At 67.0% G+C, this 19,945-nt stretch carries 17 protein-coding genes; 11 read left to right on the forward strand and 6 right to left on the reverse strand.

Annotated features, from left to right (window positions below):
* From ACZ46K_RS00835 to ACZ46K_RS00855, 5 genes are all read right to left on the reverse strand, one after another.
* The coding region (locus tag ACZ46K_RS00835; RefSeq protein ID WP_464743310.1) for an insoluble domain protein at positions 1-1,036 on the reverse strand (1,036 nt) is incomplete at its 3' end.
* 67 nt (positions 1,037-1,103) lie between these two features.
* Positions 1,104-2,495 carry a ParA family protein gene (locus tag ACZ46K_RS00840; RefSeq protein WP_330136751.1) on the reverse strand — a complete coding sequence of 464 codons (1,392 nt, stop codon included), beginning with the start codon at positions 2,493-2,495 and terminating at the stop codon, positions 1,104-1,106.
* Between the two features lie 2 nt (positions 2,496-2,497).
* On the reverse strand, positions 2,498-2,845 hold the full coding sequence (locus tag ACZ46K_RS00845; protein ID WP_330136750.1) for a hypothetical protein: 348 nt from the start codon (positions 2,843-2,845) through the stop codon (positions 2,498-2,500).
* Between the two features lie 34 nt (positions 2,846-2,879).
* Complete coding sequence (locus tag ACZ46K_RS00850; protein ID WP_054808043.1) at positions 2,880-3,062, reverse strand: hypothetical protein; 183 nt, start codon at positions 3,060-3,062, stop codon at positions 2,880-2,882.
* Positions 3,059-5,209: a type IV secretory system conjugative DNA transfer family protein gene (locus ACZ46K_RS00855; RefSeq protein ID WP_464743312.1), complete on the reverse strand. Its 2,151-nt coding sequence runs from the start codon at positions 5,207-5,209 to the stop codon at positions 3,059-3,061. Before ACZ46K_RS00855 ends, ACZ46K_RS00850 begins: the two co-directional genes overlap by 4 nt.
* Positions 5,210-6,356: 1,147 nt before the next feature.
* On the opposite strand from ACZ46K_RS00855, the gene ACZ46K_RS00860 reads away from it, so the two are divergent.
* The 8 genes from ACZ46K_RS00860 to ACZ46K_RS00895 all read left to right on the forward strand — a co-directional run bounded on the left by ACZ46K_RS00860 (position 6,357) and on the right by ACZ46K_RS00895 (position 16,344).
* Entirely contained in the window at positions 6,357-6,668 is a 312-nt protein-coding gene (locus ACZ46K_RS00860; RefSeq protein WP_054807647.1) for a hypothetical protein, read from the forward strand.
* 43 nt (positions 6,669-6,711) lie between these two features.
* Complete coding sequence (locus ACZ46K_RS00865) at positions 6,712-7,158, forward strand: hypothetical protein (RefSeq protein ID WP_330136748.1); 447 nt, start codon at positions 6,712-6,714, stop codon at positions 7,156-7,158.
* The gene (locus ACZ46K_RS00870; protein WP_464743314.1) at positions 7,155-10,205 is read left to right on the forward strand and encodes an ATP-binding protein; all 3,051 of its coding nucleotides are present in this window, start codon (positions 7,155-7,157) and stop codon (positions 10,203-10,205) included. The genes ACZ46K_RS00865 and ACZ46K_RS00870 overlap by 4 nt, the downstream gene beginning before the upstream one ends.
* Positions 10,202-12,454: a hypothetical protein gene (locus ACZ46K_RS00875; RefSeq protein WP_464743316.1), complete on the forward strand. Its 2,253-nt coding sequence runs from the start codon at positions 10,202-10,204 to the stop codon at positions 12,452-12,454. Before ACZ46K_RS00870 ends, ACZ46K_RS00875 begins: the two co-directional genes overlap by 4 nt.
* Positions 12,454-13,323 carry a hypothetical protein gene (locus ACZ46K_RS00880; RefSeq protein WP_464743318.1) on the forward strand — a complete coding sequence of 290 codons (870 nt, stop codon included), beginning with the start codon at positions 12,454-12,456 and terminating at the stop codon, positions 13,321-13,323. Before ACZ46K_RS00875 ends, ACZ46K_RS00880 begins: the two co-directional genes overlap by 1 nt.
* A complete protein-coding gene (locus ACZ46K_RS00885; RefSeq protein ID WP_464743320.1) occupies positions 13,320-14,918 on the forward strand; it encodes a peptidoglycan DD-metalloendopeptidase family protein in 1,599 nt (532 codons plus the stop codon). The genes ACZ46K_RS00880 and ACZ46K_RS00885 overlap by 4 nt, the downstream gene beginning before the upstream one ends.
* Positions 14,919-15,131: 213 nt before the next feature.
* The gene (locus ACZ46K_RS00890; protein WP_054810607.1) at positions 15,132-15,734 is read left to right on the forward strand and encodes a hypothetical protein; all 603 of its coding nucleotides are present in this window, start codon (positions 15,132-15,134) and stop codon (positions 15,732-15,734) included.
* Between the two features lie 13 nt (positions 15,735-15,747).
* A complete protein-coding gene (locus tag ACZ46K_RS00895) occupies positions 15,748-16,344 on the forward strand; it encodes a hypothetical protein (RefSeq protein WP_054807325.1) in 597 nt (198 codons plus the stop codon).
* 192 nt (positions 16,345-16,536) lie between these two features.
* Here ACZ46K_RS00895 and pgfA read toward each other — a convergent pair whose 3' ends face one another.
* On the reverse strand, positions 16,537-17,571 hold the full coding sequence (gene pgfA / locus ACZ46K_RS00900; protein WP_054807324.1) for a cell envelope lipid trafficking protein PgfA: 1,035 nt from the start codon (positions 17,569-17,571) through the stop codon (positions 16,537-16,539).
* A gap of 286 nt (positions 17,572-17,857) precedes the next feature.
* Here pgfA and ACZ46K_RS00905 point away from each other — a divergent pair, with 286 nt between their 5' ends.
* The 3 genes from ACZ46K_RS00905 (at position 17,858) to ACZ46K_RS00915 (ending at position 19,874) form a co-directional block, all read left to right on the forward strand.
* A complete protein-coding gene (locus ACZ46K_RS00905; protein ID WP_464743322.1) occupies positions 17,858-18,193 on the forward strand; it encodes a hypothetical protein in 336 nt (111 codons plus the stop codon).
* 110 nt (positions 18,194-18,303) lie between these two features.
* Positions 18,304-19,266: a hypothetical protein gene (locus tag ACZ46K_RS00910; RefSeq protein WP_464743324.1), complete on the forward strand. Its 963-nt coding sequence runs from the start codon at positions 18,304-18,306 to the stop codon at positions 19,264-19,266.
* A complete protein-coding gene (locus tag ACZ46K_RS00915; RefSeq protein WP_464743326.1) occupies positions 19,263-19,874 on the forward strand; it encodes a hypothetical protein in 612 nt (203 codons plus the stop codon). Before ACZ46K_RS00910 ends, ACZ46K_RS00915 begins: the two co-directional genes overlap by 4 nt.
* Positions 19,875-19,945 lie beyond the last annotated feature (71 nt).

Raw genomic sequence — 19,945 nt, forward strand, 5'->3', positions numbered from 1 at the left:
CGGTGATCTGCTCGGACTCGACCTCGGGCACCTCGACCTCGATCGGGGTGGCATCTTCCCCCGCACCGTAGGCGGTACCGAGGCCGTACCCGGCCAGGCCACCACCGAGCGCGCCGAGACCACCGCCGACGGCGCATCCCACACCGAAACCGACAGCCGCCCCGAGGCCGGTGCCCGCCACCCCGGAGGTGACCGGCGCAACCCCGGGGACCGGCAGCGGAACCATCGTGCCCAGCCCGGCACCGCCGATACCACCGACCGTGGCCAACGCCAGAGCGGTGGGCACGCCCGCCGCGGTGCATCCGGTCACGAAACCGACGCCCGTGCCGACCGCTGTTCCGGCGACCTGCGCGGAGGCGAGCTTCTCGGCCTCGTCGGAGTCCATGGTGCCGGTCGACTTGTGGAGGTCGGTCACCATCGCCTCGATGACCGCGGTGGTGCGGTTGGTGCGTTCGGCGTCGATGTCGGAGACCCAGGCCGGCTGATCGAAGATCACGCGGCCGAAACGCATCTTGTCGGCCGGAGCTTCGATGGGCAGGGTCGGCCCGGCGACCACAGCCGGGGCCGGGGCCTGCGGAGTCGGCTCCGCGTTCCAGGTGCCACCGCCGGAGTAGTCGGTCGAGTAGCCGCCGGAGTAGTCGGTGTAGTCGGTGTAGTCGGTGTAGTCCGTGGAGTAGTCCACGACGGTGACACCGCCACCGGTCTGCGGATCATAGGCACGCGTGCCCTGGTTGTACTGCGCCGGCGGCGCCACCCAGAAACTGCTCTCGGCTTTCGGCTCCGAGACGGTCGGTGCCGGGGTCGTAGTGGTGGTGCCGCCGGTCTGCGCCCCGCTGGTCACACCCTCCTGGGTGGTACCTCCGGTCACGCCGCCCTGGATCGGCTCGGCCGCCGCCGGGCCCGCCACCATCGTGGACATCCCGAACGCGGCGGTGGCCACCGCCAGCGCCGTCGCGGTGGTCTTCGCCGACCGGCGGCGACGGCGACCCTGTGCGCGGCGCGCGGCGCGGTTTCCGGAATAGGTTTCGATGCTCATCTGTACCCCTCGGTGAAAGTCGGTGAAGAAATGAAGACGGGGCCCACCGCGCAGCGGGGGCAACAACTCAGCCAGCAGCACCACGACCGATCCGGGTGACGGTCGCCGCGAGCACCGTCAACGCGTCGCGGGTCTCACGACGCAACTGCGAGAGCACGATCCGCTCCCCCGAGGCGAAGACCGGCTCGAACGGCATCCGGCACACCGACACCCCGAGCGCGGTGAACGCCTCCACGGCCTCGGTCTCGACCATCGGCGCATCCCCGGGACCGTCCGTGATGACCACGACGGTGCGAGCGAGCACATCGGGGCGGACCGCGGAGATCGCGGAGAGGGTGCGCTGGGCGACCACGGCGGCGTCGCGGCGCAGCGGGACCGGAACAACGACCGTGTGCGCGGCGGTGATCGCCCACTGCCAACTACCGGCGTGGCTGGCGTTGCCGGTGTCGGCGAGCAGCAGATCGTAGTGGCGTTCGAGGATCGCCCCGAGCGTGGCAGCGTCCTGAAAGCTCAGCGGCGCCGCGGACTCCGCCTTTCCGGCGATGACGTACGAGCCGCTGGGCTGGCGGGTCAGGTAGCGGCTGAGGGTGGACGGGCGCACCTGCTGCGGCGCCGCGCCGAGGTCAGCGAGCAGCGCCGCCGCGTCCTGACCGCCGGCCGGGGGGACCGCGACGCGGTCGGCGAAGCTGCCGCCGATCTCTCCGAGGTCGATGCACGCGGTCGTGGCGGGGCCACGGTATTCGGCGATCGTTTCGGCCAGGGCGATCGACATCGGGGTTTTGCCGACGCCGCCTTTGAGGTTGACGAAGGTGATCACCGCGCTCTCCGGCAGCGGCCCGGCGATCGTGGCCTGCGCATCGCGCAGCCGCATCTCGAGCGAGTCCGCTTTCGGGGCGAGGGTCAGGCCGAGCATCGCGTTGAGGCGGCCCCGCATCCCGATCCGGGCCGGTTTCCCCGCAGCGGGGTTCACACCCGGCGCGGACAACACCGGCAGCGGACCACGGAGCGGCCCTGTGGCCGCGTCTGCGGACCGAACCGGCGCCGCGGTGGGTGTGGGGGACGGTGCGGGCCGTGCGGCTGTCCGGACGGGCTGGGCGGGCACCTCGTAGGTGATCGGTTCGGCGGGCACCATCACCGGCCCGGCCGGCGCCGCGGAGACAGGCTCCGCGGCCACCGGGACGGGCTCGGTCGCCACGACCGGAATGGGCACGCTCGGGGCGCTCTCGGTGAGCTTGCCGTCGGTGCCGACCGTGAGGAACCGGGTGTCTTTACCCGTCCGGTAGACGACCTCGACAGCGGACTGCTGCTCGACCGCGATACTGCGCACGAACTCGTGCACGACAGCAGCCAGTGCCTTGTCCTCGGTCGCGGTCAGTTCCATCGGCGGCACGTCCGCACCGGCGAGCGTCGCGCGCGCGGTCGTCGCGGAGGTCGCCTCGATGTCCACGGTCGGCGCCATCGTCAGTTCCCGCCGAAGGCACCGGCGCCGGCCAGTGCGGTGTCCATGTCCTCGACGACGGCCTCGGTCTGCTCCAGCTCGGCCAGGGCCTTCTCGCGGGCCTTACCGTCGGGCAGTGCTTCGATGACCGCGCGGCGCTTGGCCCCGGCCTCGCGGATCTCGGCGAGGCGTTCGCGGGTGAGTTCCTGCTTCTCGTCGAGCTTGGGCAACCATGTCGGCACCGACGCCTTGAAGTACTCGCGTAGCGCGGCGATGACCGGATCGTTGGCGCCCTTGGCGACGAACGGGCCACGCAGCGCGGCGACGTCCTCGGTGGTGGGGGTGATCGACTGGGAGATACGGCGGGTCATGGATTTTCCTTTCGGTGGTGACTACGTGTGCGGATCAGGGGCGAGGGAACATCGGATCGACAACCCTCGGAACGGGCTGCCAGGCACGGATTCGGGCGGCGACGATCGCGCGCACGCGTTCGGGCACGGCCGTGGACCGGAACTGTGCGTCGGCCACATCACCCGCGGCGGTCGCAACCGCAGCAGGCGCGCCGTCGCGGTGGTCCGAGGTCGTCATGCGCAGGCTCCTACGAGATCGGGATCGGGCAGGGCAACGACGCCGGTCGCGTCGAAGACGATGCGGGTTTTCACCCGGCCGGTGCCCACGATCAGGACCGTTTCGATCACCTCGCCCTTGCGGCCGCGGCGGACCTCGACGTCGTCGACGGTGACCGGCACCAGCTCGCCGTCCTCGTCGTCGATCAGCACGGTCTGTCCCGCGGTCACACTCGACGCCGGAATGGCATCGGCGAAGTCGTCGTCGAGCTCCGGTTCCGGCTCGGGTTCGGGGACGCGCTTGGCCATCGACACCGCGGCCTCGTCGCCGCGGCCCGCCCCGATGACGATCGGTTCGGGCCCGCTGCCGTGGCTGCGAGCCCGCTTCGCCAGCGCGCGTTCGGATTCGATGAACTCGGCCAGCTCCGGCGAGTAGCACGTGAACTGCGGCGCCTCGACCGGAAGCAGGCCCTCGATGATCGCCTTCTCGCTGCCGGACAGCTGGTTCCACTTGTTCGGATGCTTGTCGACGTTCGGGGTCCACCACATCTGCGCATCGACCGGATTGCCGTCGTCACCGAGCGCGATCCCGCGGCCCTTGACCGACGTGTCGACCTCACGCCCGACAGTGGAATCGCCCCACATCATCAGCGCGCCGTCCTGCGAGAGGTTGCCGAGCGAAATACGGGTGCCGAAGTTGTCACGCGCGTTACCCGAGGCGCCGCCGAACAGGGACGCATCCGGACGCTGCACCCCGAGCAACAAGCGGATACCGGCCGACCGTGCGAGCACCGCCAGATCCGCCCACGCACCGAGCGGATCGAGCTCTTTGAGCAACGCCTTCGTCTCGTCGTCGCCGGTCTTGGCCAGGCGCTGCCACTTGCCCGAGAGGATGAAGAATTCGTCGAGCACCGCGATCATCAGCGGCAGCTGCGAGCCTTCGATCTTCATCTGGTGGATGTAGGCGTTGCGGGCCATCATCTCGGTGTGCAGGGCGCGCACGAACATCGCTGCGCGCAGCGCGTCGTAGATGATCGCCCCGCACCCCGGATACCCTTCGAGTCCGTCGAGTTCGATCATCTTCGGATCGACCCCCACGAACGGGATACCGCGGCGTGCGGCTTCGGTGAGCAGTGTGCGGATCACCGAGGTCTTACCGCCGCCGGTGGGGCCGACGATCAGGCAGTGCGGCTTGTTGGAACTGGTGGACACATCCCAGAACATGATCCGGTCGGCGCTGCCGGTCGCATAGGGCAGGTGCCGCAGGTTCTCGTCGACCAGTTCCAGCGGATGGTCCACCCGGGTGGGCATGGCGGTGACCAGACGCATCACCAGGTAGCCCCGTTCCGGGTACCAGTCGGTGGTCCAGTTCCGGCCGGACTCGTGCGGGCCGGCCAACGACGCGAGCGCTTCGTCGACTTTCATCTGGAAACCCGGGGATCCGGCGTTCATCGACTTCTCGAACCCGACCCGGTACCCGGTCTCGATACCGCTGTCGTCGATGCTGTCGACGGTGACCTTCGGGCCGGAGAAGATCGACGCGCCGTCGAGCGCCGCTTGCAGAGATTTCTGTCGTTCGCTGCGGGTGTCGGGGGCTATCGGGGTGCGGGTGATGACCAGGCGGTCGCGGCGCGCGTCGTGGCGCACCGTCATCGCCCACGACTCGCTGCCACCGAACGCGGATTCGACCGAGCGGGAGAACTCCTCGAGCTGCTTGGGCCGGATCACCGCGCCGCGCGGCATCGTGATCCTCGCGCGGCGCATCGTGCGACCGCCGGCCGTCGGCGTAGCGGTGATTTTCGTGGGCAGGTGGCCGGTGCTCTGCCGGACCATCGAGTCGAGCATCTGCCTCCAGCGGCGAGCGCGGTAGCGGGAGATGTCGGCGGCGATCAGTGGGACGGTCACCACTGCCAGCGGCCACCGGTAGTCGTGCAACTGAGTCAGCGCGTCGAGCGCCGTGGCGTTGCCGGTAGCGGAGGCAACGAGGTTCGGGCTGTAGAACGCTACTGCGGCAGGCACGGCCGTCAGCGGTGAGGCGGGTACGAAGCGTCGGACACCAGTAGGCCGGTCGTCGCGGACCTGACCGCCGCGAGGGCCGGTGGTGTCGCCGAACATATCGCGCCACGCCGCGACTGCCCAGTCTTTGAGTGGGTCTGGAGTTCCGCTCACTGCCTGCGCCTTTCGCTCGTGTCGGTCTCGTTCGGGGCGAGGTTCTGTTCGTGCCCGCGAGAAGAGTTGCAGAGGGTCCCCGTTTTCACCAAGCAGGTGAACACCTTCTGCGCGCTCGGGCGGGACGATTCTGGGTGCGGGTCGTGCCCGGCCGATTGTTGTGCCGTCCAACATGTTCGAAGCGTGTCGGGAGCGAGGCGTGTTCGGCGCTCGATTTCACCGTCGCTCGAGCGCTGACCGCAGCGGTGTGCACAGTGCTCACGCATCGCTGCGGTGAGCGCTCGGCGCAGCGGTCGAGAACGCACTCACATCACGCTGCGATGAGCGCTCATTCGAGCGGTGCACACAGCAGTCGCACACCACTGAGTCGAGCGCTCATTCGAGCGGTCCACACAGCGTTCGCGTACCACTGCGGTGAGCGCTCGACCGAGCGCGTGCACTCGCTCTCGCGAGCGGTGTCTCGAACGCTCATCACGGCGCTGACGCACACGATCATCGAGCGTGTGCTCAACCGGTGAATCGAGCGCTCCGGAGAGCGTCCGACGTGGGCGGTTGCGAATAGCGTTGGCTCCCGGCGGAATTCTGAGTTACACTCCCCCCCAAGGAACGCCGGGGGGGAGTGACCCCGGAGGGGTGGCCCCCGCGAACGCTTTTTCGAGCGGTCGAATCCACCGCTGAAATCCGCCCCCGAATCCATCGCTGTTTTCGAGCGCTCATTCGAGCGCCCTTCCCTGAGCTCATTCGACGCGCTCCGCGCTGTCCTTCTCCCCGGTCCGATCACCGCTCGTCGAACCCCGCTCTCGCACTGTGTGCGCACGGCGCCGGTATATGCGTACTGAGCACCCCTATGTGGGCATAGAGCTTCTACCACCCCATAGGCATCCGAAATGCACCGACGAACGCAACACTTCGTGTGCGCTGAGATCGCGCGTGTGAACACCGCTGCGGCGCACCGTCAGCCGCGTCATATCTGCACCGGTTTCCGGTTTCGTGTGTCGATGCGTGTTTTTCGCGTTCGATCTGCCCGTCGACCTCGGCGGATGCGGACGGTGGGCGTGTTCACCTGGTTGGGGGAATTCGCGTTGCCGTTTTACGGTCTCGGCCATCCCATCTCGGGTGTACCGACCGAACCACCACTGGAGTGTTCATGTCTCTCGCATCGAGCTTTGCCGAACTGGTGACCGCGAACGTCCCGCGCGGCGACGCGCTCGCCCAGACCACTGAGGTCAGCACCACCGGTGTCCGGGCGTGGATCGAAGACAACATCGTCTTCACGATTCTCGTGCTGATCGCATGTGTGGTGTTGATGGGTGGTCTGCGCGGCAACTTCTCGAAGGTGGTCACCGTCGGCGGTCTCTCGCTCATCGGCATGGCGTACATGGGCATCGCCACCAATCCGGACGCGGCGACCGGAATCGGCAACTGGGTGCTCGGTCTGATCGGCATCCAGGTCGCGTGAGCACCATGCGCGAGCACCGACCGACCAGCGAAGGGCACCGACCGTGATCGACAACGACGACATGCTGCACCGCGTGGATCGGCACTATCTCGGCCCGACCGGTTTCACGCTGCCGTTCCGGCTGCGCTACGCCGCGGTCGGACTCGGCGCGGTCATCTTGGTGACCGTCTTCGTCATTGCTCGCGCACTCGTGCAGGTGCCGCTGAGCTACACCTCGCTCGTGGTGATCGTCGGGGTCAGCGCGGTGCTGACCTCGAAGGTGACGAAGTACGTCAATGCCGACCGCCCGGTCCGGTCGGTGGTCAAGGCCGCGTGGAACGACCTGACCGCACCGCGCCCACCCAAACAGGGTCAGACCGTCACGGTCCGCATCCCCGCCGCTTTCCGTACCTCGCGTAGCGCACAGGACCACGACAGCGGGTTGCACTCCGGCGACCTCGTCACCCGCGACACCGACACCTCGTCGAACGAAGGGAACCTCTCCCGATGACCATGCAGTCCGACAACGACATCGCCGCGCTGTTCGATCCGAACTTCGACGAGCCCGAACCCGCGGTCGTTCCCCCGGGCGCGCTCCCCCCGTCATGGGCGGCCGCAATGGCGGCAGGACGCGGCCCCACACCCGCTGCGTCCGCTCCGATGCCGGCGCCGGAACTGGCGTGGTCCCGGATGCCCGACAGCAGCATGGCGCCGCCCGCTCCGGCGGCCCCGCTCGACGCCGAACCACCGACCGGCACACGCTCGCGCAGGCGCACAAAGCGTGGCAAAAACACCGACGCAGACAAAGACTTCATCCGGCAGGCCACAGCGGCGCGCACGCGCGCCGACCGCGACCGCAAAGCGGTGCGCCTCGGGCTGGTCGGGGTCGAAGGCAACGTCACCCGCACCCGCACGCAGTCCACCGCGTGGTTCGTCCAGCCGCCCGGGCCATGGAACATGCGCCCGGTGGGCCGGCAGCGCCGCTACATCCAAAGCGAAGCCCTGGTGCTGGCGAACCTCGCCGAAGCCGGGGTGACCGGACTGCACCGCCGTCTGGTGCGCACCCCCTGGCCGGTGCGGCAGTGGGCACAGGCGCACGACACGTGGGCCGAGCCGATACCCGACGTCCCGGGTGCTCTGTCGTGGTCGGACTATCTGCGCGGTCAGCAGCACGCGCTGTTGTGGGGCAACCCGACGCAGAAGGGCCGCTACTGGGGTGTCGAGTTGCCGCCGCGCGGGGCGCTGGCGATCGGGCTCGACACCGTCTCCGCGTGGTTGCTTCCCGTCGTCGATGCCCCGCTGGTGGGGCGCGTGGCCAAGCTGGTCCGCTCGTGGGCACGCACCGCGTTCCTCAACGAGCAGAAAGCGATCGCCGATCACCTCGCGGCGGTCGAGCGCATCCTGTCGGGACAGGGCGCGGCTGCTCGGCCGGCCACCGCCGCACAGATGGACTATCTGCTGCTGCGCTCGGCCTCGCTCGGACTGCCCCTCGACGCGGACGGTGTGATCTCCGGCGGCGGCGAGTGGGAGCAGTCCGATGTGGCTGCGCTCGAAGACCTCACCGACCTCTCACTGACCCCCGGCGACGGCTACACCACCGTGCGCGGTCAGGTCGGGGGCCGCGACTGCACCGGCTACGCGATCGTGCTCACGGTCGGGCGTATGGCGCCGTTGCCGATCCCGGAGCGGATGCTGCCGTGGCAGGTCATCGGCGACCAGTCCGGTGAACCGCTCGAATGGTCCGAGCGCATCCGCCTGAAGACCAAGAATCAGACCGTCAACACGTTGCGCCGGTTGACCTCGAGCATCGAGGCGCAGTTCGACCACTACACCGTCGAACACGACCAGGTGCCGCCCCAGGAACTCGCCGAGCAGCACGCGCTCGCGCAGCGGGTGATCTCCGACATCGAGGAAGACCATTCGGGTCTGTCGGTGCGCACCGAAGGCTGGTATCGGGTCGTCGTGGTGGGTTCGACACCGGCGGAGGCCAAGGAGAAGGTCTCGATGCTCCAGGAGATGTACGCCCCGCACATCCGCCTCGAACAGGAACACGGCCAATACCAACTGTTGCGCGAATTCATGCCCGGCGAACCACTGGCGAACATCGCGCACTGCCGACGCATGAACGTCGAATCGCTCTCCGCCGGCATGGCCGCGGTCGGCGACCGCATCGGGGACCGCACCGGCGTGGTAATCGGGGAAACCGCGTCGATCGCACCGCGGCCCGCGGTGTGGGATCTGTTCGCAGCACACGAGACCAAGGACAAGTCCGGTCTGACACCGATCGTCGCGGTCCCCGGCTCGGGCAAGACGTTCCTCGCGGGCGTGCTGCTCTACCAAGCCGTGCGGGCCGGCGCCTACGGTGTGGTGCTCGACCCGTCCGGACCACTCAAGAAACTCGCGCAGCTACCCGAGTTCCGCGGCATCGCCGAAGTCCAGGCACTGACCGGCCGCACCTCGCGCCCGGGTTCGCTCAACCCGTATCGGGTGATCGTCGATCCGCGCCGCGACGACCCCGACTACAACCCCGCGAACCCGGATTACGCCGACGATCTCGACCGAGCGGCGGCAGCGCAGTCGCAGTACGAAGCCGATGTGCGGGCCGCGGCCGCAGAGCGGATCTCCGTGGCGGTATCGGTCCTGAAGATGATGCTTACCCCTGCGCGGCTCGATCACGAGTGGACCGAGACGGTGCTTCAGACGGCGGCGAACACGGTCGGCGGCGAGCGGCACCACAATTTGCGTGAAGTCCTCGAGGCCATCGCCACACTCGCCGGCGAGGACGAGAACGTCGACCTGCGGACCTGCGCGAAGAGCGTGTACCAGGACTTGACGATGATGTCCGATCTCGCCGAGGCCCGAGTGCTCTTCCCCGAGCGCGGGACCACCGCAGACGCGGACGACGTCGCAGGCGATCGCATTCGTCTCACGGTGTTGACGATGCCCGGTCTGCAACTGCCGCCCGAGGGCACCGACCCGGCACAGTGGACGCCGCAGCAGCGGATGGCCGGCCCGTTGATGCACATGGCCGCGTGGCTGGCCAACCGGCTCGTCTACGAGCTGCCCCGCTACGAGCGCAAAGTGCTGTTCCTCGACGAGAACAAGTACCTCGAGCAGACCGGCGCCGGCCGCACGTTGAATCTGCGTATCGCGCGTGATTCGCGTAAGTACAAGGTCCGTGCTCTGGTGTGTTCGCAGTTGCCGGATGACTATCTCGGTGTCGACGGCACCGACGACAAGTCGGCGCTGACGTATGAGGTGATCATCGGTGATCTCGGGGGCAACGCCCACGCCATCGCGGGCGCCTTGAAGCTGTTGAACCTGCCGGCCGGTGAAGGCTACGAGGCACTGTTGGCCGACCTCGGTGGCGGCGGTGAAGACACTTTCGATCCGGATACCGATACCGAGCGTGTGGATCAGGCGCGCAGGTTCATCGTGAAGATGGCCGACGACATCGAGTTGATCCGTTCGGACTGGACGCACTTCGTGCACCTGGCGCATGTATTCGAGGCGTTGGATTCGCGGGCGACCCGCGCTGCGATGGGCGGCGCGTCATGAGCGCGCAACGGCCCCGAGCCGCGCTGCACGGGCACTGCCCTGCCCCGCGCCGTTCCGGGTGGCGTACGGGGCTGATAGCGCGCGTTCTGGCCGTGCTCATGCTCTCGGCGATCTCACTGATCGGCGTGGGCACCGGCGTAGCCGCGGCGAGCGGATTCGACTGCAAGGAAGTCCCGGCACCGGAGTTCCCCAACGAAGTCATCGAGACGAACTTCGATTCGTCCAGCGCCAACCGGTCACCCCGCGACGGTGGCGGTGGCACCGGCTACGAGAGCTACGGCTGGGCCGGCCTGAAATGGCACACCTACGACCTCGGCTGCGGTGAAGATCTGGTCAAAGCCCCCGGCGCGGTCGGTGACACTACACTCGGCAACGCCTTCTTGACGATCGGCAAATCTCTGGCGGCCGCGGCGTTCTGGCTCGACGACCAGACCAAGACCAGACAGGACGCTGCCGAAGCGGGCATCACGCCTGCGATAACGCAGTTCGACCGCATCGTCTATTCGATCTCCGAGGGCATGAGCGGGGTCTACACACAGTGGCTGGGGATCGCCCTGACGGTGGTTGCCGCGATCGTGCTGTGGAAAGCATTGAAGGCAGATGCCGCCGGCGTCACGAAAACCTCCGCGATCGCCGTTGCCGGACTGATGCTCGGCGCACTGTTCGTCGGCGCCCCGCAGAAGGCGGTCCAGGTCGCCGACGAGACGTTCGGCTCGCTGATCACCGAAACCCAGGACCAGATTCTCTCGGTGCAGTTCGGGAACGGCCCGGGCGACGGCACACTCACCGGTGGACCCACCGACCCGAAGAACGTGCTGATCGACAAGGTCTTTCTCCCGGACTGGCGCACGGGCTGGTTCGGCGCCAACTACGACGTCGACGACCCGGCCAATCTCGGTCCGAAGCTGCGCGATGCGCTGGCCTTCTCGTACGAGGAACAGCAGCAGGTCAAGGACGATCCGCAGGCCCAGGCCGAGCTGGCCGAGCAGAAGGCCGACAAGTTCCGCGAGATCGTCGGTGCCCTCGAATCCGACTACCAGTTGTCCTATTACCAGTTCCAGGGCAAGGACTCCGGTCGCACCTCCACCGGGTTCCTCGGGATGATCAAGCTGGCCATGCCGTCGATGTTGTGGATCGGTGCCTCGCTGCTGAAGATCACTGCGCTGCTCGCGATCCGGTTCGCGATCCTGTTCGCGCCGTTGTGGGTGCCGCTCGCGCTCGCTGGTGGCGGTTGGCTGGCCCGCATCCTGCGCATGCTCGCCACCGCCTACATGTGGGGTGTGGCCGGCGCGGTCATCGTCGCGCTCTACCTGATGGCGCTCGTGCAGCTGTATGTCAATGACGACGGGCATGTCGACGGGACGTGGCGACTGTGGTTCATGATCCTGCTGACCGTCGTGTGCTGGGCGATCATGCGCCCGTTCAAACGCATGAACCAGACCTTCACCCAGAACAGCGCGAGCATGGTCAACCGCAAGGCCCGCGGTATGAAGCAGTCTCTCAAGACCAAAGCGTTCGCTGCCGCGGGAGCGGCACTCGGCGGGCCCGGCGGAGCGATCGCAGCCAAGGCCGGTGAACGCTTCGCGAGTAGGGGCCGCGGCGCCGACGACGCCAGCGATACCCAGGTCGAGGGTAAGACCACCACTGTGAGCAGGCCCGAAGGGCGCGGCCTGAGCAACCGCCGGCAGCAGGCGCTGACGCAGGCACGAGCAGACGCGCGCAAGGGCCGCGCCGAACGACTCGGCCAGACAGCAGATCCGGTGGCCGAACGCGATGCTCGTATCGCCGGGATCGCCGCCCTCGCCAGCCGCGACCTTGCCCGTGGCGCCACCCCGATCGAGGGCACGGCCGCCGAACGGGCCGCCGCGACCGGTGTCTCCGCGTGGCGGCGGCTGGACAAGGACGAGGCCGAGAGTCGTCGTCAGGAACGGACGGCCCGCAAGGAGCTGCTGACCGCCAGCGTCGGGCAGCGGTGGGACGGTGGGGATCGCTCGGCTATCGCGCCGATGAAGGTCTACACCCCGGCCCGCCACCGCGAGTCCGCACCCGCCAACACCAACGCCAGCGCCAGCGCCAGCGGCAGCGGCAGCGGCAGCGGCAGCGGCAGCGGCAGCGGCAACAACGGTCCTCGGCAGTCACGACGCGCCGCCCTGAGCGGGGAGCGGTCGACCGCGGCTCCGGCACCCCGGCCGCGGGTCTGGAATGCGCCCGCCCCGTCCGAGCCCACCCCGAGAGACAGGTACCTCTGATGACTCGGTCCGGGCCCAACCCCGTGCTCGCGCCGATCCGCCGGTGGGTGCTCTATTCGCGCACCAATCTGACAATCTCGGTAGTCGGTGCCATCGCCACCTTGTCGCTGGTCGGCATGGTGTTCGGCGAGGACCCGCAGCCACGGACCATGGAGAACACTGCTGCGGACTCGACCACAGCAACAGCCGACGCAGTCGCGGCTGCGTCGGCTGGGGACGTGATCAGCCACGACCTCGGCGAGGTCAGCGAGTCCATGGTGGTCACCAAGACCGCGGCCTGGGCCACTTTCAGTGCACCGGCCACCGCGATGGCGTACGCGCACACCTTCGTCGACACCACGCTCTCGGACACCGAGTGGGCCCGCGCGCTGAGCCGCTACACAGAGGACACTCCCGCAGGCACCATGGTGGCGGCGCGGCCGCGAACCCCGGTGGTCATCACCGGACCCACGGTGAGCACTCCGGTCACCGGCGCCGCAGGGACGCAGAGCGCACGGGTGAGGGTCCCGACGCAAGCCGGGGATCTGTCGGTCTCCGTCGTGGTCGACGCGCTGCCGGGCGGCTCCCAGCGGTGGGTGGTCGACACTCCCCTGCCGACACTGGATCTGTCCGAAGTAGAGAAACTCGCAGTGGTCCCGGCCCCCACCTCCTTGCCGCAGGTGTCGGCGGACTCGATGGACTCGACACCGGCCACATCCACATCCACATCCCGACCGGCACCGACCACAACCCCAACGACCCCTGAGTCGTCGTCCGAACCCGACGCGCCCGAGTCCGAGCCGAGCCGCACGGTCGACCCCGCCCCGGTACCGGTGCCAGGCCCGATCCCCATTCCGGAACTCGACACCCCGATCCCAGGACAGCTGTGAACCTCGGCCGCGCCGGCACTGCGTTCCTACTCAGCGGTGCCGCTTCGGTCGTCATCGGCACGGCCGCATGCACGACCGGCGCCCTGGTGATTCCGCGCGACCCGTGCCGCACCATCCAGACCGAGACCGACCGCGCCGCAGCGGCTACACCGGATGCGGCACTTTCGATCTCCGGCCCGATCCAGCTACCCGTCCGCCCGGGAACAACCACCCACACATCCGGATTCGGTGCCCGCTGGGGCACGCAACATCAAGGCGACGACCTCGCCGGACCGGTCGGCACACCCATCCTCGCCGCGCTCGACGGCATTGTGGTCGCCGCAGGATCCTCCGGTGAAGGACCCGGGGTCGGGTTCGAGAACTGGGTGATCATCGACTCCAATGTCGACGGCTCTCCGGTGAGCACGGTCTACGGGCACATGTTCGCCGACGGCATCCACGTCACCGCCGGACAGCAGGTCACCGCCGGCGAGCACATCGCCGACATCGGCAACGCCGGCAGCAGCACCGGGCCGCACCTGCACTTCGAGTACTGGCAGGGCGGCCGGTTGCAGGGCGGCACCCCGCTCGACCCGGTGACCGTCCTGCCCGAGATCGCCCAGCAGAACGGCGGGACACCGGCGCCCGCCGACGACCACCACGACAGTGACGGCGATCAGGACAGCGACATCCGGCTCGTCTCCGCGTCTCGTTCGACCGCCGACTGCTCCGGATTCGGCATGGCCGGCGGCGGGGACCTGGCCTTCGGAGCCGTGCCGGCCGAGTTCGAGCCGTGGCTGCGCCGCGCCGGCGGGGTGTGCCCGGAGATCGACTCGCCGCTGCTGGCCGCGCAGCTTCAGCAGGAGAACAACTTCCGCCACGGCCCGAACGCCCCCGTCTCCCCCGCCGGCGCGATGGGACCGGCCCAATTCATACCCGGCACCTGGGCCACTTGGGGCAAAGACCACGACGGCGACGGCACCATCGACCCAAACTCGATCGGGGACGCGGTGATGTCGCAGGCGCACTTCATGTGCGCACTTCATCAGGACGTCTCCGAGGTGCCTGGTGATCCGATCGAGTTGGTGCTGGCGGCCTACAACGCCGGTCCCGGCGCGGTGCTGATGCACCGCGGTATCCCGCCGTATGCGGAAACCCAGAACTACGTCGCCAAGATCACCGCGGCACGCGCGGCGTTCACCAACCCGAACTCGCGGGGCCGGTTCCTGCCGAATGCCTCGGGTGACAACGGTCAGGTCGTCGCCGCGGCGCGCGAATACCTCGGCACCCCGTATGTCTGGGGCGGCGGTGGAACCGGTGGTCCCAGCGGTGGAGGATTCGACTGCTCGGGCCTGACCTCGTTCGCGATCCACGCAGCCAGTGCCGGGACGATCTCGCTCCCCCGCACCTCCGAACAGCAGTGGACGGTCGGGGTCGAGATCCCGATCGAGCAGGCACAGCCCGGTGATCTCGTCTTCGGTAGCTGGGGTCCCAACGGGCCCGGCCACGTCGGGATCTACTCCGGCAACGGCCAGATGGTACACGCGCCGACAACGGGCGATGTGGTCAAAGAAGCCCCCCTGCAAGCAGGGATGAAAGCCCGCAGGGTGATGTGAGGGGACGTGTCATCTTGCCTGTTCACACTGTTTTTCGGATGGATGAGGAGCTATGTCTCTGTGGCAGCTGCACCCTCGTTGTGCACATCGAGTACGGACCTCCCCTGCCGGCAGGAATAAGGGAGCGCGGGGCAGTGGGGTTCACCTGTTCGAGAATTAGGGGACGTGTCGTTTACGCTGCTCAACTGCTTTTGACACGAATCGGAGGGCCTTGTGAGGGCGAAGAAGCTTGTCGTCGGGGTGCTGGCTGTCGCGGTCGTCGGGCTCGCCGCGGATTCATGCGTGTCCCGCCAGGGTGAGGTCGAGGGCTCTGAAACGGCCGGCGCGACGACGACCAGCTCACCGGCGCCGACCACACCACCTACCACGACGGCCGTTTCCCCTCCTGCGGCTGCGGAAATCACGACACCGTCGGCGGCGGCTCAAGCCGCCGAGGACATCGCGAGGCAAGGACTGACCGTGGCGTTCACCTGGTACCCGGTCACCGATGCCACCCAGAACGACGCGTATGGACGGGCCCGCGATTGGCTGACCGAGTCCCTTGCCGAGCGGATGATCGTCGACGCCCGCACCGAACGCGGGCCCGGTGTGCAGTGGGCGCAGTGGGCCGAGCAGCAGGCGAAGGTCATCGCCGACGTCAGTATCGAGTGCTCCGGATGTCCCGAGGACACCGACACCGTCGTCCAGCGGGTGGCCACCATCAAGCAGACCGCGGTGTCCGGCAGCGGCACCGATACCGTCGAGCCCGACACCACGGTGTGGGTCACGATCGTGCGCGAAGGCGACCGCTGGCTCATCGACGAGATCCGCTACTGACCCCGGAGGACCTGTGAAGCCGAAGAACCTTGCCGCCGCCCTGATCATCGCAGCGTGCGCCGCCGGTCTCGTGTCGTGCGGTAGCGACGAGCCCGCCGGCCCTGCAACGACTGCGGCCCCGAGCACGACAGCAGCGCCGGCGACATCGTCGGTCTTCGGCGAGGACAGCTCCGATATCGGGTTCAAGATCCACGAACGCAATGCAACCGCCCTCGTCGAGACCGTGGAAGAACGCGGGGGCACGCCTGAGCAGGCGATCGCGGCCCTTCTCTCTGGCCAGGCCGAGACGGGCTGGAGGTCCGGGTTGTCTCTGGCTGCGCCGGCGACCGGGATTCGGGACATTTACGGGTGGCGGTTCGCGTACAACATCGGTGCCGATTCCACCGATGCTGTACGCGCCGCGACGTACACGTTCATGGACAACGCCGCAGCCGTGGACATCGATCCGGGCGATCCAGTGGCGTATGCGTTGGCGGTGCAGCACGCCGACGAGCGCGAGTATGTCGAGGACGAGCACTTCCACAAAAACGGCGAGACCGCCGCCTCGGAGTACGCCAAGGCCCAACCCATCGCCGAGGCCGCGTACGCAGAGCTGCGCGACGCGCAGTAAGCCCTCGCAGGGACGTGGAAATTCCAGCTCAAAGTACATTTAGTGCAGTCACTTTGCGGTGTTCACCAAACAAATCCTCCGAACCACTTGCAGTACTTACGCTTTCAAGCTCACCCGAATGCGCCTGTGAGAGAACGTCGGACCCGATTCACAACAGGCGAACGCTCTTCGGCTGGGAGGCGAACCTATGACTCAATCAGCGGAAACGAGTTCGGGTTCCTTGTGCATCTCTGATCGGTTCACCGACATCCCACGACGCCCGGATGTCACACCCAAATAGACACCGCCGATGAGCAGGACGAATCCGGCCCCTGCTCCAATCATCGGGCCGTACATGGTGCCCCACTGGATCAGGTTCTTATACTTGGTCGCGAATGCGATCTGCTCGCTCTGCGACTGCGCATCGAGCCTGGGCGCCACGTCGATGATCGTCACGGATTCCGGGTCATCAACGTCGGTCCCGAGATACTGTTGGTAGTGCTGCGCGACATTAACGATTGCGCCGGAGACCGGCTCGACCCAGAACTCACGCGTAATGCCGTAGAAGCGATTCATCGTCACCTGCTCCGCGCCCTCCCTCCCCATACTCGAGGCGGGAAGGGTGACAGCGCCGCTGATTTGGGTCGGCGCGATCTCTTGTTGAAACCGGTAAACCGGAAGTCCTTCGAGCTGGTCCACTCCCACGAAGTCGACGTCGTGACTCTCGCGGAGGGTCGTGTCGAAGTAAGGGTACGACTGCTTCTGAGTGTCGAAGGGAAACTTGAACTGGGCGCCGTCGTGGGCGACAGGATCCGCCGGGTCGTCGGGATTTCCCTGAATGGCGCCGATCGGTTCCTCGACGGCAAAACCCGTACGTCTGTCGACGGTGACACGGTCGACACTCGCATTCACGATCGCGGCCGTTCCGGTGCGATCGTCCCGCGTCATCTGCAATGCGGACTGCAATGTGACGACGTCCGCGTCGGACGGTTCCTGAGCGGTGACGCGCTGGTTGACCGTGATCGGCACGGCGGGATCGACAAAGAGTGTTCCCTCGGCGAGGGCGGCTACATCCAGCAGCTCAGCAGTACCGGTGTGCACGGTGTCCGCCTGGATGGTCAGCGGAATCTTCACGAGGCGATCCGCGGCGTAGGTCGTGGCCAACACGCTGGCGGTCAGCAGGAAGGTTCCTGCCATCATTGCGGCACAAGCGGTATCCCGACGGGACGGGCGGAGGCTGATCGACATTCAATCGACCCTAGTCGGTCGAACGAATGACACATCGCGGCCCTCCCGGACGGACCTGGGCCACGGATCCTCAAACCAGATGACTACGGTTTACCTGTCGGCGCCGCGGGGACGCCGGTGTCAGGAGGCTCGGAAGTTGGCAGACATGGCAGCAGTTGCGCACGCCGTAGATCGCCTGTTTCGCATCGCGGAAGGTGAAGAGGCGCGATCTTTGTCCGGTATGTCGGACGCCCTTGCACGGGAACGTAATCGACCTTTGATTATCTGTGAAGGCCCCGATCTACCGGTGGGAGTGTTCGGGCAGTGGGTTCGACATCCCGACCGCGACGAAGTGCGCTACGCAAAATGGGTCCACGCGCGGGAACGGACCATCGCCCACGAACTCGGCCACATCGCACTGGGACACGTCGGAAGGCCAGCAATTGAGCTCGCGATCGACCACCTGCCACTGGACCGCCACGACCTCGCTGTTTTGATGCTGCAACGCGATTGCGGTGTCACGCAGTCTGTAGAGGAATCCGAGGCAGAAGCGTTCGGGGGCCTGCTGCTGCGGCGACTCGGCAGCAGCCGCATCAATCGCAGCCCTGCGATCAGGTCACGGATCGACGAGGCACTGAGTTGATCACTGGACTAGCGGCAGCACTGTTGGCGGTCGCGGCGGGGACCCGGCTGTACCGGTGGTGGTATCGGCGCTCACTGACTCTCGCAGGAACATTCCTGGCCCTCGCCTGCATGTCGCTGCATATGCTCCTCAACGTCCAGTCCTTCGAGGCCATCGTTCGCGATGCATTCGGCGTCAGAATGCCTTCGGCTCTGAAAGTTATGGTGGTCTGCGGGATCTGCGTCGGCACGGCAATCGCGTTCACTGACGTGACGAGCAAAGGCGGCCAACGCGCGACGCTTATCCGAATCCACATCGCGCTATCGTTGCTCACTGCGGCGCTCTCTTTCGCCTTCTTCTTCAGTACGCCGTGGCCGTCGAACGTGGACAACCGCACCTTCGACAACGAGTACGCCCATCTCCCCGGCCACGCCGAGGGCCTGATGCTGGGAATGGCCTATCCGTTCCTGCTGTGTCTGATGGTGGCGATCGTGTCCATTGCCCAAGCAGATCGAAAGACCGTCACCGGTCGTGCGTTATTTCTGGTATTTCCTGGAGCGGCCATCCTCACGGTCTACGCCGCGCTGCGGATCGGGTACCTTGCCGCGGCGCGCTACGGACTCATCGAGCCGACGCCCACCCCCTTCGCCATCTCCAGATTGTTCGCCTTGGCTGGCGTGCTGTTCCTCACTGCCGGCTTGGCGGTCTCGCTGACGCTCAACTGGCTCGCCGCTAGGTCCGACCACCGGCGATTTTCTGCATTGTGGGAGGAATTGATGGAGCGGTGGCCTGGTGCATTGAGGGACTCGAGTCGAGGCAGCAGTACAGCCGATCGCGTCGACGACCGGGCTGCGGAACTTCTCGATGCACTCAGTCTGGAGGTCGAGCACAGCGACTTGCCTGCCGGCATTCCACTCCCATCAGAGATGGCGTCCGCGGCGATCGCGGATTGGCTCATTACCAGCCGGGTTGCCGACGGTTTGGGGTACCACAGCTTCTTCCCGGACACCGAGAAAACCCCCACTGCGTGGGCATCCGAACTGGGCAACGCATATCGAACTGCCCTCGAGAACGAACGAAAGACGGTCAAGTGACACTGACAGATACCGACGTGCCGAAGCGCACCCCGCTCGACGTCGCAGCACGCGTGATAACCGAGGTCGGCGCACCATGGGTGTTCAACATCGTGACGTCGATGATCGTCGGTATATCGGTCGGCGCACCATGGTGGGGCCTGTTCGTCGCGGTGTGCGCAGGCGTTGTCCCGATGGTTTTCATCCTCGTGGGGATGAGGAAATCCAAGATCGGCGACCACCACGTCACCTCGATCAACGAGCGGCATCTGCTCATCGCCTCGGTCCTCGTGTTCACTGTGGGCGCGCTGATCATCCAGATCGTTGCTCATGCACCAATCGAGATGATCGCGTTCCTGTCGTCCGGTCTGGTGGCACTGGCGGTCGCTGCCGTCATCACAAGTGTCTTCCACTGGAAGGTCAGCGGGCACACCGGCGTCGCTGCGGGTGTGGCAGTGGTGTTGGCGCTGGCGGTGTCACCGTGGTGGCTGCTGGCATTGATATTCACGCCGCTCATCGGCTGGTCGCGGGTTCATCTGGGAGACCACACGAAGGCGCAAGTCACCGTGGGAGCGTTCGCAGGAGCTATTGCTGCGGGTCTGACGTACGCCCTGATTACCTGGATCTAGTGGCTCGACACAGATCGTTGACCGGGTAATCTCCGGCTGACCGACACGTCCACGGCAGACTGTCTCCGAGT

The organism is Rhodococcus sp. JCM 9793 (assembly GCF_055380405.1).

Excerpts from the sequence above, each read along its gene's own strand:
- ACZ46K_RS00840 (WP_330136751.1), bottom strand. The coding sequence starts at position 2,495 with ATGGCGCCGACCGTGGACATCGAGGCGACCTCCGCGACGACCGCGCGC.
- ACZ46K_RS00845 (WP_330136750.1), bottom strand. The coding sequence starts at position 2,845 with ATGACCCGCCGTATCTCCCAGTCGATCACCCCCACCACCGAGGACGTC.
- ACZ46K_RS00910 (WP_464743324.1), top strand. The coding sequence starts at position 18,304 with ATGTCGCTGCATATGCTCCTCAACGTCCAGTCCTTCGAGGCCATCGTT.
- pgfA (WP_054807324.1), bottom strand. The coding sequence starts at position 17,571 with ATGTCGATCAGCCTCCGCCCGTCCCGTCGGGATACCGCTTGTGCCGCA.
- ACZ46K_RS00880 (WP_464743318.1), top strand. The coding sequence starts at position 12,454 with ATGACTCGGTCCGGGCCCAACCCCGTGCTCGCGCCGATCCGCCGGTGG.
- ACZ46K_RS00860 (WP_054807647.1), top strand. The coding sequence starts at position 6,357 with ATGTCTCTCGCATCGAGCTTTGCCGAACTGGTGACCGCGAACGTCCCG.
- ACZ46K_RS00850 (WP_054808043.1), bottom strand. The coding sequence starts at position 3,062 with ATGACGACCTCGGACCACCGCGACGGCGCGCCTGCTGCGGTTGCGACC.
- ACZ46K_RS00875 (WP_464743316.1), top strand. The coding sequence starts at position 10,202 with ATGAGCGCGCAACGGCCCCGAGCCGCGCTGCACGGGCACTGCCCTGCC.
- ACZ46K_RS00870 (WP_464743314.1), top strand. The coding sequence starts at position 7,155 with ATGACCATGCAGTCCGACAACGACATCGCCGCGCTGTTCGATCCGAAC.